The 21690-nt window shown below is 45.5% G+C and carries 16 protein-coding genes; 15 read left to right on the top strand and 1 reads right to left on the bottom strand.

Annotation, left to right across the window (positions count from 1 at the left end; translation table 11 throughout):
* The first annotated feature begins 113 nt into the window (after nt 1-113).
* Together MKY48_RS33145 and MKY48_RS33140 are read left to right on the top strand one after the other, a co-directional pair.
* Entirely contained in the window at nt 114-1280 is a 1167-nt protein-coding gene (locus MKY48_RS33145; protein ID WP_339269053.1) for an MFS transporter, read from the top strand.
* Between the two features lie 334 nt (nt 1281-1614).
* A complete protein-coding gene (locus MKY48_RS33140) occupies nt 1615-2817 on the top strand; it encodes a pectin acetylesterase-family hydrolase (protein WP_339269050.1) in 1203 nt (400 codons plus the stop codon).
* Between the two features lie 123 nt (nt 2818-2940).
* Here MKY48_RS33140 and MKY48_RS33135 read toward each other — a convergent pair whose 3' ends face one another.
* Nucleotides 2941-4125 carry an ROK family transcriptional regulator gene (locus MKY48_RS33135; protein ID WP_339269048.1) on the bottom strand — a complete coding sequence of 395 codons (1185 nt, stop codon included), beginning with the start codon at nt 4123-4125 and terminating at the stop codon, nt 2941-2943.
* Between the two features lie 321 nt (nt 4126-4446).
* On the opposite strand from MKY48_RS33135, the gene MKY48_RS33130 reads away from it, so the two are divergent.
* From MKY48_RS33130 to MKY48_RS33070, 13 genes are all read left to right on the top strand, one after another.
* Nucleotides 4447-5031 carry a YdcF family protein gene (locus tag MKY48_RS33130; RefSeq protein WP_339269046.1) on the top strand — a complete coding sequence of 195 codons (585 nt, stop codon included), beginning with the start codon at nt 4447-4449 and terminating at the stop codon, nt 5029-5031.
* Between the two features lie 195 nt (nt 5032-5226).
* Nucleotides 5227-6699, top strand: a complete 1473-nt coding sequence (locus tag MKY48_RS33125; protein WP_339269044.1) for an extracellular solute-binding protein — start codon at nt 5227-5229, stop codon at nt 6697-6699.
* A 119-nt stretch (nt 6700-6818) separates the two neighbouring features.
* Nucleotides 6819-7769: a sugar ABC transporter permease gene (locus MKY48_RS33120; RefSeq protein ID WP_076323638.1), complete on the top strand. Its 951-nt coding sequence runs from the start codon at nt 6819-6821 to the stop codon at nt 7767-7769.
* A gap of 30 nt (nt 7770-7799) precedes the next feature.
* The gene (locus MKY48_RS33115; protein ID WP_098749545.1) at nt 7800-8636 is read left to right on the top strand and encodes a carbohydrate ABC transporter permease; all 837 of its coding nucleotides are present in this window, start codon (nt 7800-7802) and stop codon (nt 8634-8636) included.
* Complete coding sequence (locus MKY48_RS33110; RefSeq protein WP_339269041.1) at nt 8633-9397, top strand: Cof-type HAD-IIB family hydrolase; 765 nt, start codon at nt 8633-8635, stop codon at nt 9395-9397. The genes MKY48_RS33115 and MKY48_RS33110 overlap by 4 nt, the downstream gene beginning before the upstream one ends.
* Before the next feature lie 230 nt (nt 9398-9627).
* Nucleotides 9628-10734 carry an SGNH/GDSL hydrolase family protein gene (locus MKY48_RS33105; protein WP_339269039.1) on the top strand — a complete coding sequence of 369 codons (1107 nt, stop codon included), beginning with the start codon at nt 9628-9630 and terminating at the stop codon, nt 10732-10734.
* Between the two features lie 112 nt (nt 10735-10846).
* A complete protein-coding gene (locus MKY48_RS33100; RefSeq protein WP_339269038.1) occupies nt 10847-16927 on the top strand; it encodes a CehA/McbA family metallohydrolase in 6081 nt (2026 codons plus the stop codon).
* A 325-nt stretch (nt 16928-17252) separates the two neighbouring features.
* Complete coding sequence (locus MKY48_RS33095) at nt 17253-18926, top strand: DUF6138 family protein (protein ID WP_339292070.1); 1674 nt, start codon at nt 17253-17255, stop codon at nt 18924-18926.
* Between the two features lie 134 nt (nt 18927-19060).
* On the top strand, nt 19061-19549 hold the full coding sequence (locus MKY48_RS33090; RefSeq protein WP_339269034.1) for an imm68 putative immunity domain-containing protein: 489 nt from the start codon (nt 19061-19063) through the stop codon (nt 19547-19549).
* A gap of 182 nt (nt 19550-19731) precedes the next feature.
* Complete coding sequence (locus MKY48_RS33085) at nt 19732-19836, top strand: hypothetical protein (RefSeq protein ID WP_339273751.1); 105 nt, start codon at nt 19732-19734, stop codon at nt 19834-19836.
* 429 nt (nt 19837-20265) lie between these two features.
* Complete coding sequence (locus MKY48_RS33080; RefSeq protein WP_339269032.1) at nt 20266-20772, top strand: MerR family transcriptional regulator; 507 nt, start codon at nt 20266-20268, stop codon at nt 20770-20772.
* The gene (locus MKY48_RS33075; RefSeq protein ID WP_339269030.1) at nt 20769-21218 is read left to right on the top strand and encodes an SRPBCC family protein; all 450 of its coding nucleotides are present in this window, start codon (nt 20769-20771) and stop codon (nt 21216-21218) included. Before MKY48_RS33080 ends, MKY48_RS33075 begins: the two co-directional genes overlap by 4 nt.
* Entirely contained in the window at nt 21215-21673 is a 459-nt protein-coding gene (locus MKY48_RS33070) for an SRPBCC family protein (protein WP_076323647.1), read from the top strand. The genes MKY48_RS33075 and MKY48_RS33070 overlap by 4 nt, the downstream gene beginning before the upstream one ends.
* Nucleotides 21674-21690 lie beyond the last annotated feature (17 nt).

Below are 21690 nucleotides of genomic sequence, written 5' to 3'. Positions count from 1 at the left end.
TTGGAACGAGGAGGCTTGATTGAGCCGAGAAATGAAGTCGGCGAATTGAGCATTATTTTTTAAATATGACTTCTATAGATTTAGATCTGTTGAAATGGAAAGAGGAGAAATAGATGGGGAATTCATGGAAAATTTATATTCTGGCCATTGTCAGCTTTTTAGTCGGAACTTCGGAATTTGTGATTGCTGGCATTTTGGATATGCTTGCAAGTGATATTGGAGTGTCGGTAGCGGCGGCCGGGCAGTTGATTACGGTCTACTCGCTTGCTTATGCCATCGGCACCCCGATTCTTATTGCACTCACGGCAAAAATGGATCGAAGAAAGCTTATGCTATCGGCTTTGGGATTATTTTTCGTAGGGAATTTGATCACTGTCACAACGACAGGCTACGGCATGCTGCTCGGAGCAAGAATTATTTTGGCGATTAGCACGGGGGTATTTATGGTCGTCGCCCTGACGGTTGCCGCCAAAATATCTCATCCTGGAAAACAGGGCAGCGCTATCGCCACGGTTCTGGTGGGCTTTAACCTCGCACTTATTCTAGGGGTCCCGCTTGGGAGGATCATTGCGGGCTCACATGATTGGAAAATCATCTTCACGGGAGTCGGAGCCCTGAGCTTGGTCGCGATGTTGGTCCTTTTGCTGACAATTCCGAAATCGGAAGGAGAGGCTCCCGTTCCTATTCGGGAACAGCTCGCCTTATTAAAAAGCCCCCGAATCACTGTCGCGCTTTCCATCAGTTTTTTCTGGATATTAGGCTACACGATGCTGTACACCTATATAACGCCGTTTCTTCTGGACATTACAGGAATGAGCGAAGGGATGGTAAACGTCGGGCTGTTTGCGTTTGGGCTGGCCAGTCTCATAGGCTCCCAAGTTGGCGGCTACGGTGCAGATAAATGGGGTATCCCCCGTACGATGATTGGAGGCTTGCTCTTTCACTCCGGAATATTATTGTTGCTGACGGCGTTCTCCCACTCGTCCATGTTCGTGTTGCCTTTGCTTATGTTATGGTCCTTTTTCGCTTGGTCGACGGGGCCGGTTCAACAAGTTTATTTAATCGGCATGGCTCCTCAGGCTTCGGGGATCATCCTGAGTTTGAACAATTCTATCGTGCAGTTGGGAATGGCCGTAGGGGCTGTAATTGGGGGTATCGTTGTAGACAGCATCTCTCTTGCAGCAGTTGGTTGGTTTGGGGGAGTCGGCGTCGCAATTGGACTCATCCCGGCTATTATTTCTTTATCCATGCGTCGCCGGTCTTCACGAAGTGGAGCGTAACCGACAAAACGGAGGTTTGAAAACCAAGTCTCTATATAATCACCGACAGATCAGGCCGCCGATTTCTTCGGTGGCCTTCTGTGCATGTTAACTTGATTATAGCTTCTGGATAGGGTAATAAAAAGGGAGATAGAGGACATCTAAGTTATAATTCGCCACACTTTGACCCCTGGTTTCGAGCAGCTAAATCAACAATAATTTACTTTTTGAGCAGTAGCATAAACAGCACTCTAAATTTTATGGTGCTTAAATTCACACTGGACGTTAAAATCAGCATGATAATGAAGATTGAAAAACTTGTGGACTACTTTATGGTTGAGAGGACGGTCTTTGTGTGGCAAAAAAGAAAACAGTGAAAAGAATCAATAAGATTCTCCTGACTTCGATCGGCGGAATTGCACTTACTTTGGGTGTTTTGGCGGGTTATGTTTATTTCTTCATACTTGAAAAGCCTGCTGAACCGGATAAATGGGCTGCTGCGGAGCGCTATGTCTGGAATAAAATCAAGTTTGACCAGGATGCACAAGTAATTTCTGCCGACGGTTCGGAATATTATTTACTTGCCAATAAGGGAGCAGCTGCAGAAGATAAATTGATCATTTATTTTTCTGGGGGCGGTGTGGCCTGGGATGCGGTGACTGCCGCGCAGCCGATTAATCTGAGTAATGTCATGAAGAACGGTGAGATCAAATATTATTTTCCGAACATTCCATTCTTTAAAGTAAGTACGCTTGGCGGCCTGTTGAAAAATAATAACCCCGACAATCCGTTCAAGGATTGGAATATTGTATATATCCCTTATTCTACTGGTGATCTGCATATCGGGAATGCATCCAAGGAATATACGGATGCCAAAGGCAAGCCGTTTACAATGCGTTACAACGGTCAAGCCAATACGCGCGCAGCATTGGAATGGATTGCAAACCATTTCGCTGCGCCGGAAAAGATCCTCATCGCGGGAGAAAGCGCCGGAGGATTCGGAGCTGCGTTCTGGGCGCCTGAGATCGCGAAACGCTACCCGGATGCCCGCATTTATCAATATTCGGACGGCTCCTACTTAAATGCCAACCGCTGGCCGGATATTATCGATAACGAATGGAAGGTCAACTTTGCAGAAACCTTTGGTTATGAAGTCAACGGAGATTTGATTTCGTCCGTATTCGCGGCGAACCGCAAGCTGCTCCCGGACAATGCGGTACTTTTGCAGTCCAATACGCTTTATGATGAGCTGCTGTTCGACTTTGAGAAGGATCTGAATGGTGACGTTTTGGATGATGGCGAATATGTGCATCGCTGGTCGGCCCGCATGCTGCAATCTGCCGGAGAGCTAACTAAAGGATTGCCAGGCTACTATTATTACATCACGGATTACGGTCTTAACGAGAAGACGGGCAGGACACCACATACACTCTCCCCATTAAATCATTTTTACACAGCCGAACAGGACGGAGTAAAGCTGATGAAGTGGCTGGACGATGCCGTGAATAAGGATGAATATTACTCCGTGGGTCGGCATTTTGTAGAGAAAGAGGGCTGACACTGTCGGTTATAAGGCTTATCCACCGAAATGTACGATCTAAAGTTATATCGATGGTAAAAAGTAAAAACGGCTCATCCTAAGTCAGAGATGAACCGTTCCGGTATGGTTTAACCCGTCGTATTAAAGAGATAAGGTATCCAGCGGTATTTCAAATGCACGTTTAATAACTAACCCGGCAGCAAGCTTTGTTTCATCCGGTTTGTTATGAAGGTGGATCAATTGTACGTTATTAACTGTCACAGGTAACTGGTGCATCACTCTAGCTTTAATCTCGTTGAACATTTCGGGACTGATGGTGGGAATGACTCGTCCAGTCATAAGCAAACTGTCTGGATTTATAAATGTAATGATATTGGTAACGGCGGTTGCGATGCCATCAACAATTTTTTCGTATAAACTAAGGAACTTAGGATCTCCAGTTCTTATGCCTTCTGCGAACTCCTCTAGTGTGCATTTGATGGATACACTCAGTCCGCTGCTGGAAGCCAGCGTCGTTAAGCATCCGGATCTGCCGCAATGGCATGGATAGGCATCTTCTCCATAGAAGCCTTTATAATGCCCGAATTCACCTGCAACAAAGCTAGATCCTGCCATAATTTGTTTATTGTGGACGATTGCGCCGCCTGTACCATAATCAAACTTAATGGTGATATTGTTATTGGATTCCTTCAAGGAGCCGTTCATATTCTCGTTGACAGAGAGAAGATTGACATCGTTCTCGATATACACGGGGATGTTATATTTGTCTTCAAGCAGCTGCTTGAGTGGCAAGCGATGAACGCCTATGCCGGGGGTCCGCAGAACGATGCCATGCTGAGAATCTACCAGTCCCTGCATACTGATTCCGATCCCTTTTACTTTGGAGGTGTTGGGTACCTGGGTGAGCAGCTCATCAATAACTTCATGCAACAGCTGCATCAGCACATCTATAGAACCATATTTATTGCTCGTGCGTTCTGCTGATGCGACAGCCTCTTGACGCAGGTTGTATACTTTTCCGCGAATGTATTTGCCGGCGAGCTCAAGCCCGATGGCATAAAAGTGGCCGCTGTTGATATGAAGGCCGACTCTTTTCCTTCCGCTGCCTACCTCCAAGTCGATAAGCTCCCCTGTCACGATTATTTTTTCCTTCAACAGGCGATTAACGATATTGGTTACCGTTTGTCTGCTTAGTCCAGTCTTTTCAGCAAGCTCTACGCGAGAGATCGGCCCTTCTGAATAAATGAGAAAAAGAACCTTCTGCTGATTAATTGATTTTAATAACATATGACTAGTTGGTTTGACCGAATCGCTCACGATATGCATCCTCTTTCCAACAACGTTTTATATAATATAGATTCAAAACATTTGACAAATTAGGAACATACTTTGCTTCAAGTGTAGCATTAATACGAGATGAATAAAAGTTGCAAGTTAGTTAAATTCAACTAACATTCCTTATAAATTTTCAAAAAGACGACGATAGATGGCGGTTCTATGCAGTATAATGCAGCCCATACGAAAGCTCTTAATCCAAAAATACTAAAAAAACGAAACGGATTGTATTGACATTGTGATAAAAAAAGATATTATATTTGTAAACTGATTTGATTAAACATAACAAATTAACGCCTAGAGGAGCAAATAATGGCATGGATTGGATGGATAGTTGCAATAGCGGCGATGGCGGTGCTGACTTACATATGCTGGCTGCATGCAGTTAAGTTGAAACCTGGTAAGGCAGATGCACTTATTGTACTTGGCTATGTATCTAAAGACGGCCGAATACACCCTTTGCTTAAGGAAAGACTGGATGAGGCTTACAAACTATTTCGGCAGTATGGGCACAAATATATCATTGTATCGGGGGGAGCGGTTGGTTCACGTCACTCGGAAGCGGAGCTGATGAAGAAGTACCTGGTTGAGAAGGGCGTTCCGGCAAAAAGACTATTAAAAGAAGACGAGTCATACAACACCGTTCAAAATTTAATCTTTAGCAAGCAATTGATGGAGCAATACCAGCTAAAATCGTTTATTATCATAACAAATTTATTTCATATCCGCCGCACGAAGTATATTATGCATCGTCTTGGCATAAAAGGCGGTTTCTGTGCTAATCGAAGTCTTAGAAGCATTGTGGGATTTCAGATGAAATTATCATTTTTGGAAATTCGGGCATTCCGATTAACCCTCCCAATTATAAATAGGGTAATTAATGATCAAAACAATTGATAAAAGGGTTGACAACGGGCCAATTAGTAATTAATATGTAAGCGTTTACAGTGCATATAGGAGGTGAGGCTCCAGAGGTTATATCCAGTATCTATTTACAAATTATTTACCCTGATTTGATTGCTGATTAACAAAACATAGTTATGCTTAAATAGTTAATCCAATTTATTTATTAATTAATGGGGGAGCGAAATAATGTTTAATGGAAAAATGAAACGATTCATGAGCACGGGTGTTGCAGCGCTATTATCTTTAACAATGCTGGCTGGTTGCGGTGGTAACAGCGGAAAGAACGAGGCTAGCCCAAGTACAACTCCTGCTGGTTCGGATAAGGCGGGTGTATCTGCTGAAGCAGATGTTTATGAGAATGGATTGCCGAAGAATGAGGAAGTAACGCTAAAGGTAGGCTTCTTTGTAGGAGGATATGGCCGGGAGTGGTTCGATTATGCAGTTGAATCGTTCACAGCTAAGTATCCCAATGTCAAAATAGACATCACGGCTTCAGCTGATATGAAGACGATTCTTTCTACAAAAATCTCGGCAGGCAATGATAATGACATGTTTGATCTATTCAATACAGAGCCGTCTGGAGGTATTATTGGACTCGCTGAAGCCGGCAAGCTTGAACCAATGGATGACATCTGGGAGTTCCCTCTTCCAGACGTACCAGATAAAAAGGTCAAGGATCTTATGATGCCTGGCATGTACGAGTCAACGCCGCTGATCAATGGGAAAAGGTATGAATTTACTACGGCGAGCAGCTTTGGCGGGTTGTTTTTTAACAAAAAGCTATTCGAAGAGCATGGCTGGAACCAAAACCCGAACACATGGGACGAATTTAAAGCGCTTCTAGCAGACATTAAAGCGGACGGCATTGCTCCAATTACGTTCCCAGGCATTCATCCAAGCTACCATAACTGGGCTTTCGGAACAGCCAAAAATTTTGAGTTGGCTGATATCAATAGCCATGTCGATGAATTTATCGAAGATTATAGAACTTATGGTCTGCCGCAATACACAAATCCAGAGACGGTTGAAACCTGGACGCGCTTCTATGAGCTTGGCAAGCTGGGATATTTTGCAGAAGGACTTCCGGCATTGAACCATACGCAATCGCAAATGCAGGTTATTCAGGGGCAAGCCGCTATGGTATCGACTGGGACACATGTCGAGAATGAGATGAAGGAAGCAACGCCTGCGGATTTCGATTGGGGTTTCATGGCTGTTCCTTTCAGAGATAACACCAATCAAACGCTTTGGATTCGAAGCGGAACTTCAAACTTCAACTATATCTGGGCAGCTAAGCCGGAATTAAACAAAAAGTGGGCTAAAGAACTGATCGCATGGCTGGTTACGCTTGAAAATCAACAATTTGCTGCCGAAAAGGCAGGCGCTTTGCCAATGCGCAAGGATTTGACGGAAGATCCTGCCAGAGCGGCTAACCTTTCCAGCTCTGCTCAATCTGTTCTGAAGTACATTGCAGATAATAATGCTCAGACTTTTAAAGCAAGCCGGTCTATCAACATTTCCGATCCGAATCTTGCTCAAGCAGAAAAATTGATGAATGAGAATATTGTGAAATTTGCTATGGGTATGCAGGATCCGAAACCGATTCTGGAGCAAGCTGAAGAGCTGCTGAAGAAAGCTCTAGAGGCTGAAAAGAAATAAAAAGACGTGATGGAGCGGGGTGGATTCATCTCCGCTCTTCCGTTTTAACTTCTGAGACCCTATAGGCTTCACACTGAAAAAGATTTATAAACGTCCAGTAAGATAGGAGTTGACCTCTTGTGTCTGATTCAACCGTTGTGAAGACACCAAAGACCGCTATGCGCAAGCTTATGGGTCTAGATAAAGCGAATACGCAGAAGTGGATATTTCTGTTCATAGCCATCGTGCCTCCCTTTGGCGGCTATTTGCTGTTTACGTTGTTCCCGAACATTCTATCCGTTTATTATGCGCTGCTCAATTGGGACGGGTTTACGGATGCAACGTTTGTCGGGCTGTCCAATTTCGTCACCGCATTCCAAGATAAATATGTATGGCGCGCACTTACCCACAACTTGATTCTTATGATAACAGTGCCTTTCTTTGTTATTATCATCTCCCTGCTCCTTGCCTATTTAATTACCAATAAATCGTATAAAGAAAATAAATTTTTGAAGGTATTGTTTTTCTTCCCGAACGTTTTATCTACGGTCGTAGTCGCTCTCCTCTGGGCTTTCATTTATGACGGATCGTACGGTTTGCTGAATGGGATTCTAAAGTTCGTCGGAATTGATACCGGAAATTTCTATTGGCTGGGCAATGAAAGCACAGCGCTTGCATCCATTATCCCGGCATGGGTTTGGGGCGGCGTCGGCCTGTACGTTATTATCTTTGCCAATGCGATGCTGGGGATTCCAAAGTCATTGTACGAGGCGGCGATTCTTGAAGGCGCCGGACATATGACACGTTTGTTTAAAATTACAATGCCGCTTGTTACGCCCATTATCCGCGTCAGCGCTTTGTTCCTTGTCGTCGGCACAATGAAGGGCTTCGAAATCATCCTCATTATGACGAATGGGGGGCCATTCGGGTCGACGGACGTCATCGGCCTCTACATGTTTAACTTAGCTTTTGGCGTAGAGTATCGGAATTACGGCTACGCTTCCGCAGTCGGTATGATTCTATTCGTCATATTAGTAACGGCAAAGCTGTTAATCGATAAATTTGTGCCGAACAAAGGCTACGAGTATTAGTTTCCAAATGAAGGTTCGGAGGGGATATGTTTGAAGGAAAAACGAACGTTAATGGACATTGTGTGGCGTTTGGTGCTGTATGCCTGGTCGCTGACTATAATATTTCCTTTAATCTGGGTTATTTATGAATCGTTAAAAAGCAATCCTGAGTTTTTTAAAGATATATGGGCGCTGCCTTCGGAACTAAGATTGCAGAATTATTCGAAGGCTTGGAATCAATACGGTTTTGGGCAATCACTCTTAAATACCCTTTATTATGTTGGCGGAAGTCTGGTGCTTGGGCTTTTCTTTACAACACTTAACGCCTATGCGCTTACTCGAATGAGCTTCAAAGGAAGAAAATTGATTTGGGGTTTGATTATGTTGTCCCTGTTCCTGCCTGGCATCAATGCACTTGTACCCCAGTATGTCATTATGCGGGAACTGAGTTTGACCAATAGCTTGACCGGATTAATTCTCCTGTCTAGTTTGGGTGAAAGTGTGTTCTACCTTATGCTGCTCGGAGGGTTTATGAGCTCTCTACCGATGGAGCTTGAGGAGAGCGCAACGATGGATGGCGCTACATTATTCCAAAAGTTTTGGCGTGTTATTGTTCCTTTGTCTACACCGGGAATTGTAACCGTTGGCGTATTCAAGTTCCTAGGGTTCTATAACAATTTCTTAGCGCCGTTCATCTATTTGAGCGATCCAAAGAAATATCCCATTGCGGTGCAAATGTATTCTGCGAACAAGCAAATGGAGTTTACTGCGGATTGGGTAACTTTGTTTGCCGGTGTAACCATTGCGATGGTACCGTCCATTATTATTTATATCCTATTCCAAAAACTTCTTATGGAAGGTGCGACAATGGGGGCTGTGAAGGGATGAATGTCATGCATCAGGTAAAAGCGAAGTATAAGCTGATTGCATTGGATCTGGACGGGACTCTTCTGACGGATGAAAAGAAAATTACGGAAGAGACCAAAAAGTGGCTTCAATATGCAGTAGATCACGGTGTGAAAGTAATATTCTCCACCGGAAGAGGTTTGCAAACTACCAAGGGCTTCTGGGACGAGCTTGGGCTCGATTCCCCGATGGTGCTGCTCAATGGCGCAGAAGTTTGGGAGGGACCGGGCAGGCTTAATCAACGCGTCTTTATTCCTCGGGACACGATCCGCCGCATTCACGCCATTGCTGCCGAGCGGGGCGAGTGGTATTGGGGCTACAGCGTGGAAAGCCTGACGGGCGACAAGGATTGGACGTCTGAGATGTTCGAACGGGATTGGATGAAATTCGGCATCGGCAGCAATGATCAACAGAAGCTCGCGGAAATTAAGGAAGAGCTGCTCAGTTGGGGGACGCTTGAAGTTACCCGTTCGGCCCTTAGTAATATGGAGATTTCAGTTAAAGGCATTACAAAGGAAAGCGGAGTACGCGAGGTTTGTCAGATGCTTGGCTTCTCTATGTCCGATGTAATTGCTATGGGAGACAGTGATAATGACGCGAAGCTATTGAAGGCGGCAGGTCTCGGTGTGGCGATGGCCAACGGTGAAGATTATATCAAGTCAATAGCGGACGTAATCACGGTTACCAACAATGAGGACGGCGTTGCTCAGGCGATTCGGAAATATGTATTCCAAATGGAGTAAACCCATCAAAGGTATTGTAATAGTGCCAGTTCAAAAAGTAGGATTTTCAGCACCGAGAAGGTTGGATGAAGATAGGGAGTGAGGAGCGGAGCGTACGTTTTGGGTACGTGAGCACCGGAAGGACCGGCTGAATTCAAGATTCGATGCCGAGTTACTTCTTGGCTCACTTCGTGATCAAAAGGCGACTTTTTGAACAACCTCTAGTAAATATAGTGAGGGAGTAGATATAGATGGCCGTACAATCGAAAGAGATAAACTTAGATCAACTGGGCGGAACTATATACCCGGAGACAACAAATGGGGAACAGTTAAAATGGCATTCTCCGCTTGAAGCGCCCTTTCACATCGCGGGCTTCCCTTGGCTTGCGCAGGATGGGATTTACAGACGCCTGCCTTTGGCTTCCGGGGCTGTCTTGCCGCCCGCGGTTGATACGCTTGCTTATTGTACGGCAGGCGGGCAAATTCGCTTTCGCACCAATTCCTCAAGGCTGGTCATAAGGATGCGTCTTGCCGGACCGGCCAATATGTATCATATGCCGCCTACCGGGCAGTGCGGGGTTGACTGCTATCTTGGAGAGCCGGGAGAGCAGAGCTTTATCACCACGGCTAAATTCAAGCCAACGGAAAGTGAATATGAATCACAGTTTTATCAGTGGGATACAAAAAAAGATGTGGCCGTCACCTTAAACATGCCGCTCTACCAAGGGGTAGAGGAGGTGTGGATCGGTGTAGATAAGGATGCTGTCATAAGCGATGCACCTGCCTATGCAAGCAGTAGACCCGTCATTATATATGGAACTTCGATTACGCAAGGGGGATGTGCCTCCCGGCCGGGTATGGCTTATTCTAATATTCTCAGCCGTATGATTCCGGTGGAGTTCGTAAATCTTGGCTTCTCGGGGAATGGAAAGGGCGAGCCGGAGCTCGCGCATATCATGTCGGAAATCGATGATCCGGGGCTATTCATTCTTGATTATGAAGGGAATACGGGCGAGGCCGGAAACATCGCACGAACGCTGCCTGCCTTCATCCAAATTTTGAGAGAGCGGCATCCCGAAGTTCCTATATTAGTAGTCTCAAGGATTAGCACTGCCGAAGATCAGTTCTATACGGAGAGAAGGAAGCTTAATGATCGCCGCAGGCTGATTCAGATCGAGAACGTTGAACAGAGGCGGACAGAAGGAGACCGTAATCTCCATTTCGTTGACGGCTTTAAGCTGCTAGGCGATGATTTCGTCAATGATTGTACGGTTGACGGAACACATCCAACGGACCTCGGATTTTTGCGCATGGCACAGTCGCTTGCACCTATCATAAAGCGATTGTTGCGACTGTGATGAACAAGATAGATGATATGAACAGCCTTCAGACGCATTTTTTAGTTTAGGGGCTGTTTGTTTTTCTAATACCTGTATTATCATTTTAAGCCGAAAAAGGAGAGGATTTTAATTGAAGTCCCAAAGAAGAAGTCTGCCTTTTATTGTGATGGCTTGTTTCATTGTGGGGGTTGTTAGTCTTTGTTACGGCATTAATGTATTCGCGGCGTCTTTAGAAGATGGTGTTTCTAAAAAAGATAGAGCTAAGTACTTAGGAGCTTCACTGTTCAAAGGTCACATGCATACCCACACATCTCTCAGTGATGGTATATTGTTGCCTAATGATGCTTACAATTTTGTGAAAGCTAATACAGACTTTGATTTTTATGCAGTGACTGAACACGACGTGACTTATGACATCAGTACGGGCAGTGATTTTATTACGGATGTTCAAGACTCTTATTCAGAAGAATACAAGTTGCTGCATGAGCAATCAGATGCTCACAATCGTGATCACGAATTTATTACGCTGCCTGGTACGGAAGTGACTTGGTATGATGAAGCGGGCCATATCAACTTATTTAATGCCCCATGGTTTGCAAGAACACATGGAGTAGGTGCGGATGGCACTTGGGGCTGGAGCGACATAAAATATGATTTGCCAACCTTTTACGCAAGACTTGCCCAAGATCCCAATGCGATTGCTCAATTTAATCATCCACGCTCGTCAGGAAATTGGAGTTTCAATGAATTTAAACATTATAACCGGGATGTTGACAGAAACCTTAATCTGATGGAATACAAATCCTCCAATGATTTTGCAATCTATACCAAGGCGTTAGATCAAGGCTGGCATGTTTCACCTGTGTTTGGCGGAGACGAGCACAAAGGAAATTGGGGAATGGTCCAGCCCCATGTGACCGGTATGTGGGGGGATAATCTAACAAGAGAAGGTCTTTACGAGGCGATGCGAAACCACCGCACCTATGTATCATTTGATCGTAACTTAGAAATGGCGGTTTCAGCAAAAGGTCAGATGATGGGGGCGATCCTTCCAGCCAAAACAAAAGAAATTGAACTTAAAGTACGGATAAATGATCCTGATGCTAACGATGATTTGGATAAAGTTGTTATTTACAAAAACAGCGGTGAAATTCTCAAGGAGTATCGCAGTATTGCCAGTAATCAATTTGAAAAGGAAGTAACCTTAGCAACAAAAGATGGGGATTATTTCCTCGTTAGAGCATTCCAAGCAGACGGTGAAGAAGCTATAAGTGCTCCAATTTGGATTGGTGATGAAACGAGGGGCACGGTGCACGCGCCTGAAATTACGGTACATGGACAATATCCGGACACGATTAAGCTTGGGGATCAAGTGGAGGTGCTGGGCGCTTCGGCGACGGATAATCGCGGTCAATCTTTATCGGTGGAAGCCATCGTTTTAAATGATAAAGGAGAAGTAGCCGTAGCAAATCAGCATTTCAAGGTCGACATGTATGGAGAACATTTCATTAAGTATGTAGCAACCGACTCTCAAGGAAATACGCGTGTTGAACTTATTCGATTACTTGTTGATCAACAAAAGCTAGATGCGGATAAAATTTTAAATGAATTTCAACCCATTGTTAATGTAGGTGGGAATGAACGTGAAGTAGGAATAAATTTGGTGACGGATAAGGCGTTAGAAACGTCGTATGTTCAATATAAACCGGAGTCCGAGACGACGTGGGACCATGCTGAAGTGGTACAGGCGGAAGTCTCTTATTTTCAAGTCGCCTATGGTGATACGTTTGCGAAGAGTAATTATCGGGTGCTTGCAGCTCATGAAGCGAATTTAACAGATCTCGACTTAGGGGCTAAGTATGACTATCGGTATGGAATGTCACCGACTGGACCTTGGAGCGGCAGTTATAGCTTTAGGACCGCGCCAGCTTCAGAGGAAGCCGTATTGTATGTGATGGGGGATCTTGAAGTTCCAGATCGAAATCCGGAAAGTTTCCGACTGTTTAAAAATATGCTGGATGTTCTGCAGGAGAAAAATTCAAACGGACAGACTGTGATTCAAGTCGGAGACTTGGTCGAGAACGGCGGCAATATGTATGCATGGGATGATGTGTTTAGCAACATTTACAACAATGATATGGGTCTCGTTTCTGCTCACATTGTCGGGGACCGTGAACGTGCGACGGAGCGGAAAATCGGGCCGTTCTCCGGGTTTTTCAACCTGCCGAAGAACGGTGAAGGCAGTTACCGGGAAACGAATTATTCGTTTGATTATGGCGATATGCACATTGCTGTTCTGAATTCTGTGCTGGATTTCGACAAGCAGCTGTCATGGCTGGAGAAAGATATGCGGGCGACCGACAAGAAGTGGAAAATCGTGATGGGGCATTATCCTTATTATGGCGGTCAATCTGGCGATGAGACCGGTATGGACATGATGAGAGTGAAATTGTCTCAAGCATTTGAACGGCTTGGCGTTAGTATGTATATTGGCGGTCATGATCATGTGTATAAACGGGCAACCATACGAAACGGTGTAAAAGATATATCGGAAGAAGCGATGAATTTAGGAACAACTTTTGTGACAGTTGGGTCATCAGGTCCAACGTTCTTTGATAACAAATCATTTGACTGGGATCATATCGTGTATGATGAAAATAAGCAGACGGGTGTTATTTTAGAATCAAACGATCAATCTCTCACGTTGAAAGCTTACAACAGCGACGGAGTTGAAATGGATTCATTTACGATTAACCAACCTGAAAATTATATGAGCTTAACGAGCGCAATTGTAGAAAATAACGTCTTGAAGGGCGTTGGGGTTTTGAATTACCCGAGCTCGCTTGAACGTGTCACCGTTATCGGGGAAAAGCGTGATCATACAGGTGAACAGCTGTTGGAAACGGTGATTCAAGAAGCAACACTAGAACATCTCGGACGTGAACAGATCATCTTATTTGATAACCCTCTTTCATTTGGCGATGAACATACGATCATCGTAAGAGTGGTTAATAATCCAATCGATCAAGAGCCGTTAACGGACCCGTTAATAGCTAAAGAAGGAATGCTGGGCGATGGTTCGGAAGGCAACCCATATCAAATCAAAAGTGCCAGTGGACTCTATAAAATGCATGAGTTCCCGGATAAACATTTTATTTTAACCCAGGATATTGATGGTAATGGCATGTATTTTGAAGCCATTGGCGCGAATGACACTCCATTTACGGGTACGTTCGATGGGCAAGGGCATACGATTACAGGTGTTATTGTCTCCTCGGGCGGAGCGGGACTCTTTGCCATTAATGAAGGGACGATTCGGAATGTAGGAATAATCCATGCTGAAATTGATGTGCGCCGAAGTAATGTTGGGATCCTGGTTGATCAGAATGATGGGATCGTGGAATATGCCTACAGTACCGGATCTATTCGAGGCAATTCTACCGTTGGCGGTCTTGTGGGCTACTCGAACGGTATCGTTAGAAACAGTTATTCAACAGCTCGGGTCCATGCACGAGGCAAGCAAGCCGGCGGCATGATCGGGATTACGAATCGGGGGAGTATAACAGAACAGGTCTATGCCATGGGAGCCGTAATAGCAGAAGAATCAAATGCTGGCGGCATCAGCGGATACGGATATAACAATACGGTCATTCGAAATAGTATGGCATTAAATCCATCCGTTGTTACAGGTACTGCATCAAATCGAATTGTCGGCAGAGTTTTAGCTGGCGAGACGGCAACTTTAGTCAATAATTACGCCGATGAAAATATGTTTGTTAGCAGTGAGAATGTTACAGTGAATGATCCGAACAATGAGAAAGGACAGGGGGTCAGTACCGAAACATTTACGAAGTCATCATTTTTCACAGAAACCCTCGGTTGGGATTTTGATTCGATCTGGATCTGGAATGAAGATGCCAAACGTTCATTACTGCAAAGTAATTTGGAGCAAATTGACGAAGATCATATTCAAAAGCCGAAGCTTGATCAGAACGAAGATGGGTACTACATCATCCGTTCGATTAGCGAATTAAAGACCATTTCAGAATTTCCAAATGAAAATTATATATTGGAAAACGATCTTGATTTTGAAGGGCAGCTTTTTGATCCTTTATTTAAGGGGACGCCTTTCCTTGGCATATTGGATGGAAATAATAAATCCTTAGCCAATTTAAAATCAGAAAACGGCGGCTTATTCCACCTTAATGGCGGAACGATTAAAAACATAGCTGTGGTAGATGCAAGTGTCACTGGCGGGAGTAATATAGGCATACTCGTTAACACGAACAACGGAACGGTAGAGAATAGTTATGTAACGGGCACAATCGAAGGCTCCAGCACGGTGGGCGGTCTAGCGGGCTATTCCAATGGCATCGTGAGAAACAGCTATTCTACTGCAGATGTAACGGCCCAGCTGAACCAAGCTGGCGGCCTGATCGGAATTACAAACGCAGGCAGTTTAACGGAAAACGTGTATGCATCTGGAGCTGTTCAGGCGCTTAGAAGTAATGCAGGCGGAGTGACTGGCTACGCCTATAATGAGACGGTTGTTAAAAACGTTATTGCTCTCGGTCCTTCCGTCGTGACGCCGACGATGGCAAACCGTGTGGTGGGGCGAGTTCTTGCCGGGCATACCGCAACGCTTGAGAATAATTATGCGTTTGATGGCATGATTGTGGATGTAGAAGGTGAAAGTATTGCCGCTGCTGACAACAGAAAAGGCTTAGGGCTATCCCAGCAACAGGTTGAAGATTCCAATACGTATATCAATATATTGAAATGGGATTTTGAATCGGTTTGGATGTGGAATGATGCTTTAAAGCGTCCGGTATTGAACAGTAATCCTGAAGAGGCAAGCGAGCCTGTCGTGCCTTTGGAAAGGAACGAAGCAGGTTATTACAAAATCAAATTCATTGCTGATTTGAACGTTATGGAAAACTTCCCGGCAGAAAAGTATATTTTGGACAATGATTTGGATTACGCCGGACAACCGGCTGAGTCACTTTTTAAAGAAGTTTCGTTCACCGGTGTACTGGATGGCGGCGGGAAGAAAATAGTTAACTTTAATTCTTCGAGCGGCGGCTTATTCCATCTAAATGCCGGAGTGATTAAAAATATAGCCATGATCAATGCCAGCGTCACTGGCGGGAGCAGAATAGGCATACTCGTCAACACGAACAATGGCGAGGTAGAGAATAGTCTTTCAACAGGCTCAATTACAGGCTCCAGCACAGTTGGCGGTCTAGTAGGCTATTCCAATGGTATTGTCAGAAACAGCTATTCTACCGCGGATGTAACCGCTCAGGTAAGTCAGGCCGGCGGCCTAATCGGAATTACGAACTCGGGCAGCCTAACAGAAAACGTGTATGCGTCTGGAACCGTTCGGGCGATGACGAGCAATGCGGGCGGAGTGACTGGATACGGATACAATGATACGGTCGTCAGAAATGTCATTGCCCTGGGCCCTTCGGTTACGGCGCCAACGATGGCGAACCGGGTGATGGGACGAGTTCTTGCGGGGCACACCGCCACGCTCGAAAATAATTATGCATTTGACGGCTTGATTGTTGATAAAGAAGGTGTCGCTGAGGGAGCATTAACAACCCTTAAAGGATTAGGCCTATCTGAAACTGAAATAGAGACTCCATCCACCTATACAGACAGGTTAGGGTGGGACTTTAACGCGATTTGGAGATGGGACGGTATTGGTAAACGACCTGTTTTACAATCGGTATCAGAAGGCAACGAAGAAGAGCCAGTTAGCCTGATTGGACTTGAGCTCGAGGGCCTGATTACCCTGGCCGTTGGAGAAAGTGATCAAACGGTGACTACTGCAGTATACAGTGATGGAAGCCGTGAAAAGGTAGAGATAAACGTCACCTATACAAGCAGTGATCCAAGTAAAGCGGAGATCAGCGCTAGCGGTGTAGTCACGGCGAAGTCGGAAGGAACCGTACTCATCACGGCAGAGTATGATGGCTTGACTTCATCCTATGAGCTAACAATCTTGACTCCGAAGCAGGTCGATATGGAGGGGGTCAACCAAGGCATGGATGCGGAAGCCACGCTCCCGTTCACTTCTTCGGTCTTAGTCGGAACGGGGGAGTGGTGGATAGCGAACCGGATGCCGCACCCTCCTGCCTTCATGGCGGAGAAAGCTATGAGACCGCTTGAACGGCACGACATTTATTATGCCGGCAAAGGTAAATAAAAGATCCCGGTTAAAGGAATCCCAGGTATTGGGCAGTTTAATGAAATGAGTCTGGTAGTTATACCGGGCTCATTTTCATTTATGTCCGCAAGTGATTTATTTTGGTCAATAAAGCTTTTCGATTTCAAAAGTATTTATCTGGGTGACTACATATTTAATTCATTTCTATAGCAATGTGCATACTTCCGATCTATTGGAGAGCTTGTTCGTTTTATTATTAAGCTTAGCTGGTCTCCAGAAAAGGTATATAGTTTCAACAAGGATTTCCATTTTCATAGTATGATAATGTTGAGAAAAGATGGAATATGTGGAAAGGTGAGAGACAATGAACGAATTGCAAAAAGAAGCCTTGGAAGAGATGAAAACGGCCATTCATAAATGGTTTGACGAACAGGAGAATCGAACGAACGTAGAGGAAGTGGTCTTACGCAACATGCTGCAAGTAGGGATCTTTGACTTTGTCATGCTGGATTATCGGCCGGGGAGGACTGGGGTTGACAGTTCGAAATCTATGGGGAGCGCCGCTGGCAAAAAGTCGATGAAAGTTTCGCCCTTTACACGGGAGCAGATATTGCATGAGGTTCAGCCCCTGCTGGTGGAAATCGTACGGGAGAGGCTGGACAAGTTGGAAACGTCGCCGCTGATCAATTACCAGTTTACCTTTCAAGGAACCTTCGCGACGACAGACGGGCTTGTGGAATTAACGGTGCTGGAAACGGTATATGAAGCGAAAAAGCGACAGCTTTTGGAGCGAATTCAGTCCTATATCGAGAAAAAACTGGAGAAGGGCTCTTACCCGACAAAGCCGCTGGAAACCTTCTTTTTGGCGCGTCATCTGCTGGATCCGTATTTGTTCCCCGAACCGGAAGCTGCAAAGACGATCGCTTTATTTGACCGGATTCAGGAGTTGAATAAAGAACGGGCCCAGGCTCTCGCGGAGCATCGAAGAGATATTATTAGGGCTTTGACGGACTGGGCCGAGGATGTATTCCTGCCACGTTACTATGACGTCACCCGTTCCGAATACAGGTCCAACGAATATGTGCTCAAGCCGGATGCTGTTCTTGAGAATAAGGATGAGCCGAATCAACCTATTGACCTTCTGTTATACGGCGCCGTAATGATTATTCGTTATGAGCCGAACTACAGCAAATCTAGGGGGCAGACTTTCCTGGAGCTGGCGGAGCAGCTTGGCAGTGGCAAAGCCTCACGTATGTTGAAGGAGGGCAGCGACAGCTTCTCGCACGATGAAGTGAATATGCGCCATGAGTTGGTTGAATGCAAGGCTAACGATGTTTTTTCCCTCTTCACCATCACGATTCGCAAGGAAGAAGCCGGGGCGTATGAGCGGGCGATTTCGTTTATTCTCTCCCTGCTTCGAAAGGGCTTCCCAAAAAGCTACAAAATCAAGTTAAAATCCAGTGTAAGAGAGTATTTGCCCATCAAGGGGCTAGCCAAATCAGACACGCACCGTTTGTTTGCGAATGCGCTGGCTTATTCCGAGCTGCATCCGTTATTGGAGGAATATGCTCGTGAGGCGATGGTAGAATTTGAATGGTATGAAGATACGGAGGACGAAAAAAGCGTCATGCCGGGCAGTTATGCTGTGTTCGGGCTGGGGCTTTCGTCCGAGCGTTATTTTCCGCTTGTTGAAGCTTACATGGACCTTGTGGATGATGAGCATCAACTGGTGCATGACAAGTTCACAGCCGTTTTTGCCGAAACCTATGGCATAACGGAACGCTCGATTCCTACCTTGATCGTCTGCCTGCTGCGATCCCACGATTCGCTAAAGCTGAAGATTCAGTCGGAGCTGGAAAGCGAAGACAAGCTGTTGCTATTAATGCAGCAAATAGAGACTCTGTCGGATGATGAGGCTGAGCGGGTACTGTACCCGATCTGGGGCAAGTTGGAGAAGCTGGCTGCATTGGCTCGCAAGGCGCAGGAACCGCGCAAGGAGCTGCTGCTTCGTCTGCTAAAGGCAGCGGGCATAGACTGATGATGGCTCGGTGAACGCGGCATTGATAAGTATGATTTTGAGGGATTAAGCGTAGTTAAAGCCAATGACCCCTTATATAATGAAACGATCTTATTTGGATAATTACAATGCTTAAAAGAAAGTGGGAGAAGAACATGTACATAAGCAAATGGTGGGGAGATTTAATTGGCGGTTCAGATGATTCGCTGGCATTAATAGACTATTTGGAACAATTGGACTCAACGGATGTGACGCTCAATCAGATTTTAGAGGACTTGGGTTTCGATGTTCTGCTTTCTGAGGGGGACTTGGTAAACGGCGGAAGTATTGGGTTTGATATGAAAAATGCTAATGGCACGTTTCGAGCAGAACTTGATATTGCCAGCTCAGTTCTAATGGATCTTTCAGCCATCGTGTTGGAGTCTTATAAATCAGGCTATGTCGATTTGCATGATTTGGATGAGGCTAGGCAGCCGTGCAAGCTTTATATAGATGCCTCCGAAGAAAAGAGGAACCTGCTTCGGGACGAATTGTACAAATTTTCCCGTAATCCGCTGACTTACGAATTAGCCGAGCTTGTTCCGGCCGATGATATGAGAGAGCTTGCGGAAAAGGCAAAAATGATCGCGGATGAGCTGGTATAAAGTGCATACGTTTGTGATAAAGATCCTTCGAACATGGTTATGGATCATTACAAATAAAGATGGTTGGCGTTTAATTTCCGTGGTGAATTTTTCGCCGATTGCCCCGTTAAGCTGAACCTTATCATAAGTAGTGCGAAATATAAGATTTGGTGCCATCTACCGTTGAGCTGGACATCAGCGCGATGGAAATCGAAGATACGCGCTTCGTGAAAGACCCAATCCTACCGCCTGAAATGACGGTCATCTCTGGGGATAACGAGCTTCTCGTATCCGTGTCGAAGCCTTAATGATATAAATGCTGTTTCATCTGTGAAGTGACTCTAAAAAGCCAGACATCATATATATTAGGCAGTTTATATGAAATGAGTCCGGTAATTATACTGGGCTCATTTTTATTTATGTTCGCAAGTGATTTATATTGGTCGATAAAGCTCTTCGATTTCGCGTTATAGATGATACGGTGGAACCGTACCACAATTATTTCGGTGGCCTTCTGTGCATGTTATGTAAACTTGATTATAGCCACTGGATCGGGTTTTAAAAGGTAAGCAGCTTTGTAGTAGTGTCCATGAGATTGGACTAATAGCTTGTGTTTATAATTAGGACGTAAAAAATATACTGGGAGAGCGTCACGATTTCGCTTGCACCTTACGTAACGTAATGTTTTACAATAGAGCTACCGGTACATAGCTAGCGCCAAAGAGTGGAGATGGTTCATGAAGAGACATTGGAAGGTCGGTGATCTTGCCAAGCTGACGGGGCTTACCGTACGAACCTTGCGGTTTTATGATCAAATCGGGTTGTTCTCTCCGTCAGGACAAACGGAATCCGGCCACAGGCTTTACAATGAATTGGACTTGTCACGATTACACCAGATATTATCGCTTAAGGAGCTGGGGTTATCTCTCGTGGAGATTAAGTCGGCCTTAACTGGCGGGCAGATCAGTCCGCTTGAGATCGTGGGCCTGCAGATAAATCAAATCCAAGAACAGATCAAGCAGCAACAGAAACTATTGGAGCAGCTCAGACATGTATCCAAGCTTATGCAGGGCAAATCTGAATTAACGGTTGAAGATTTCACGAGCCTTCTGCAAGCGATGAAGAACGGATTTGAGAAACCGGTCATTGAGCGGCAAACCAGTTGGGGGCGACATTTGGACCTTTTGGGAGACTTTCTTGCCGAGGAGAGCGGAAATCCGGAACATAAGGAGGAAAATCAATGAACGAACGATTCGTCAAGCATGGAACCTTTGTCGTGGAGCGGACTTATGCCGCTTCGCCGGAGAGGGTTTATCACGCATGGGCTGATCCGATTGCCAAAGCCAAGTGGTTTTCGAAGCCAGACATCTTTGATTTCCGGGTTGGAGGGCGCGAGTACAGCAGCGGCGGGCCGCCCGAAGGGCCGATCTTTACCTTCGACGCCTGCTACCAGGAGCTTGTTCCAGAGCAGCGCATTGTCTATACGTACACACTGGATTCGGGCGGCGTACGCTTCTCCGTGTCGATCACAACGGTCGAGCTTATCAAGGTGGAGGGCGGTACGAATTTGATTTTCACAGAGCAAGGTGCATTCTTTGACGGACATGATACGCCAGAAATACGAGAACACGGTACAAACATCATGTTGGACACACTGGGCAAGGTAGTAGAAGGGGAGGTAGGAACATGACTATAGGTGAGAATGAACTTATTGCTTCGCGCGAGTACGATGTCCCACGGGAGCTTGTATTTCAGGCATGGACGACCCCTGGTTTATTGGCAAAGTGGTGGGGGCCGCAAGGCTTCACGAATACGTTTCACGAATGCGATATGAGGCCGGGAGGTACGTGGAAGTTCACCATGCACGGACCGGATGGCGTGGATTATCCTAACCATAACGTCTTTGTTGAGATTGTGCCGACGGAGCGGGTCGTGATTGATCATCTAAACGTTCATGAATTTCGGGTAACGGCTACCTTCGAGGGCTTCGATGGCCGCACCAGGGTCACCTTCCGTCAACTTTTCAAGAAAAAAGAGGAGTTTGAACAAGCTAAGCCCATCTGCATAGAAGCTAATGAACAGCAGCTTGACCGACTTGGCAAGGTGCTGGCGGAATTGGCCGATAGCCCTGTTAAACTGAACTAGACCAAAAAGCCTTAACC

The sequence above is a fragment of the Paenibacillus sp. FSL W8-0187 genome (assembly GCF_037969755.1).
Lineage (GTDB): Bacteria > Bacillota > Bacilli > Paenibacillales > Paenibacillaceae > Paenibacillus_AQ.
The sequence above is the reverse complement of the archived record's forward strand: the minus strand, read 5'-3'. Positions and strand labels throughout refer to the sequence as shown.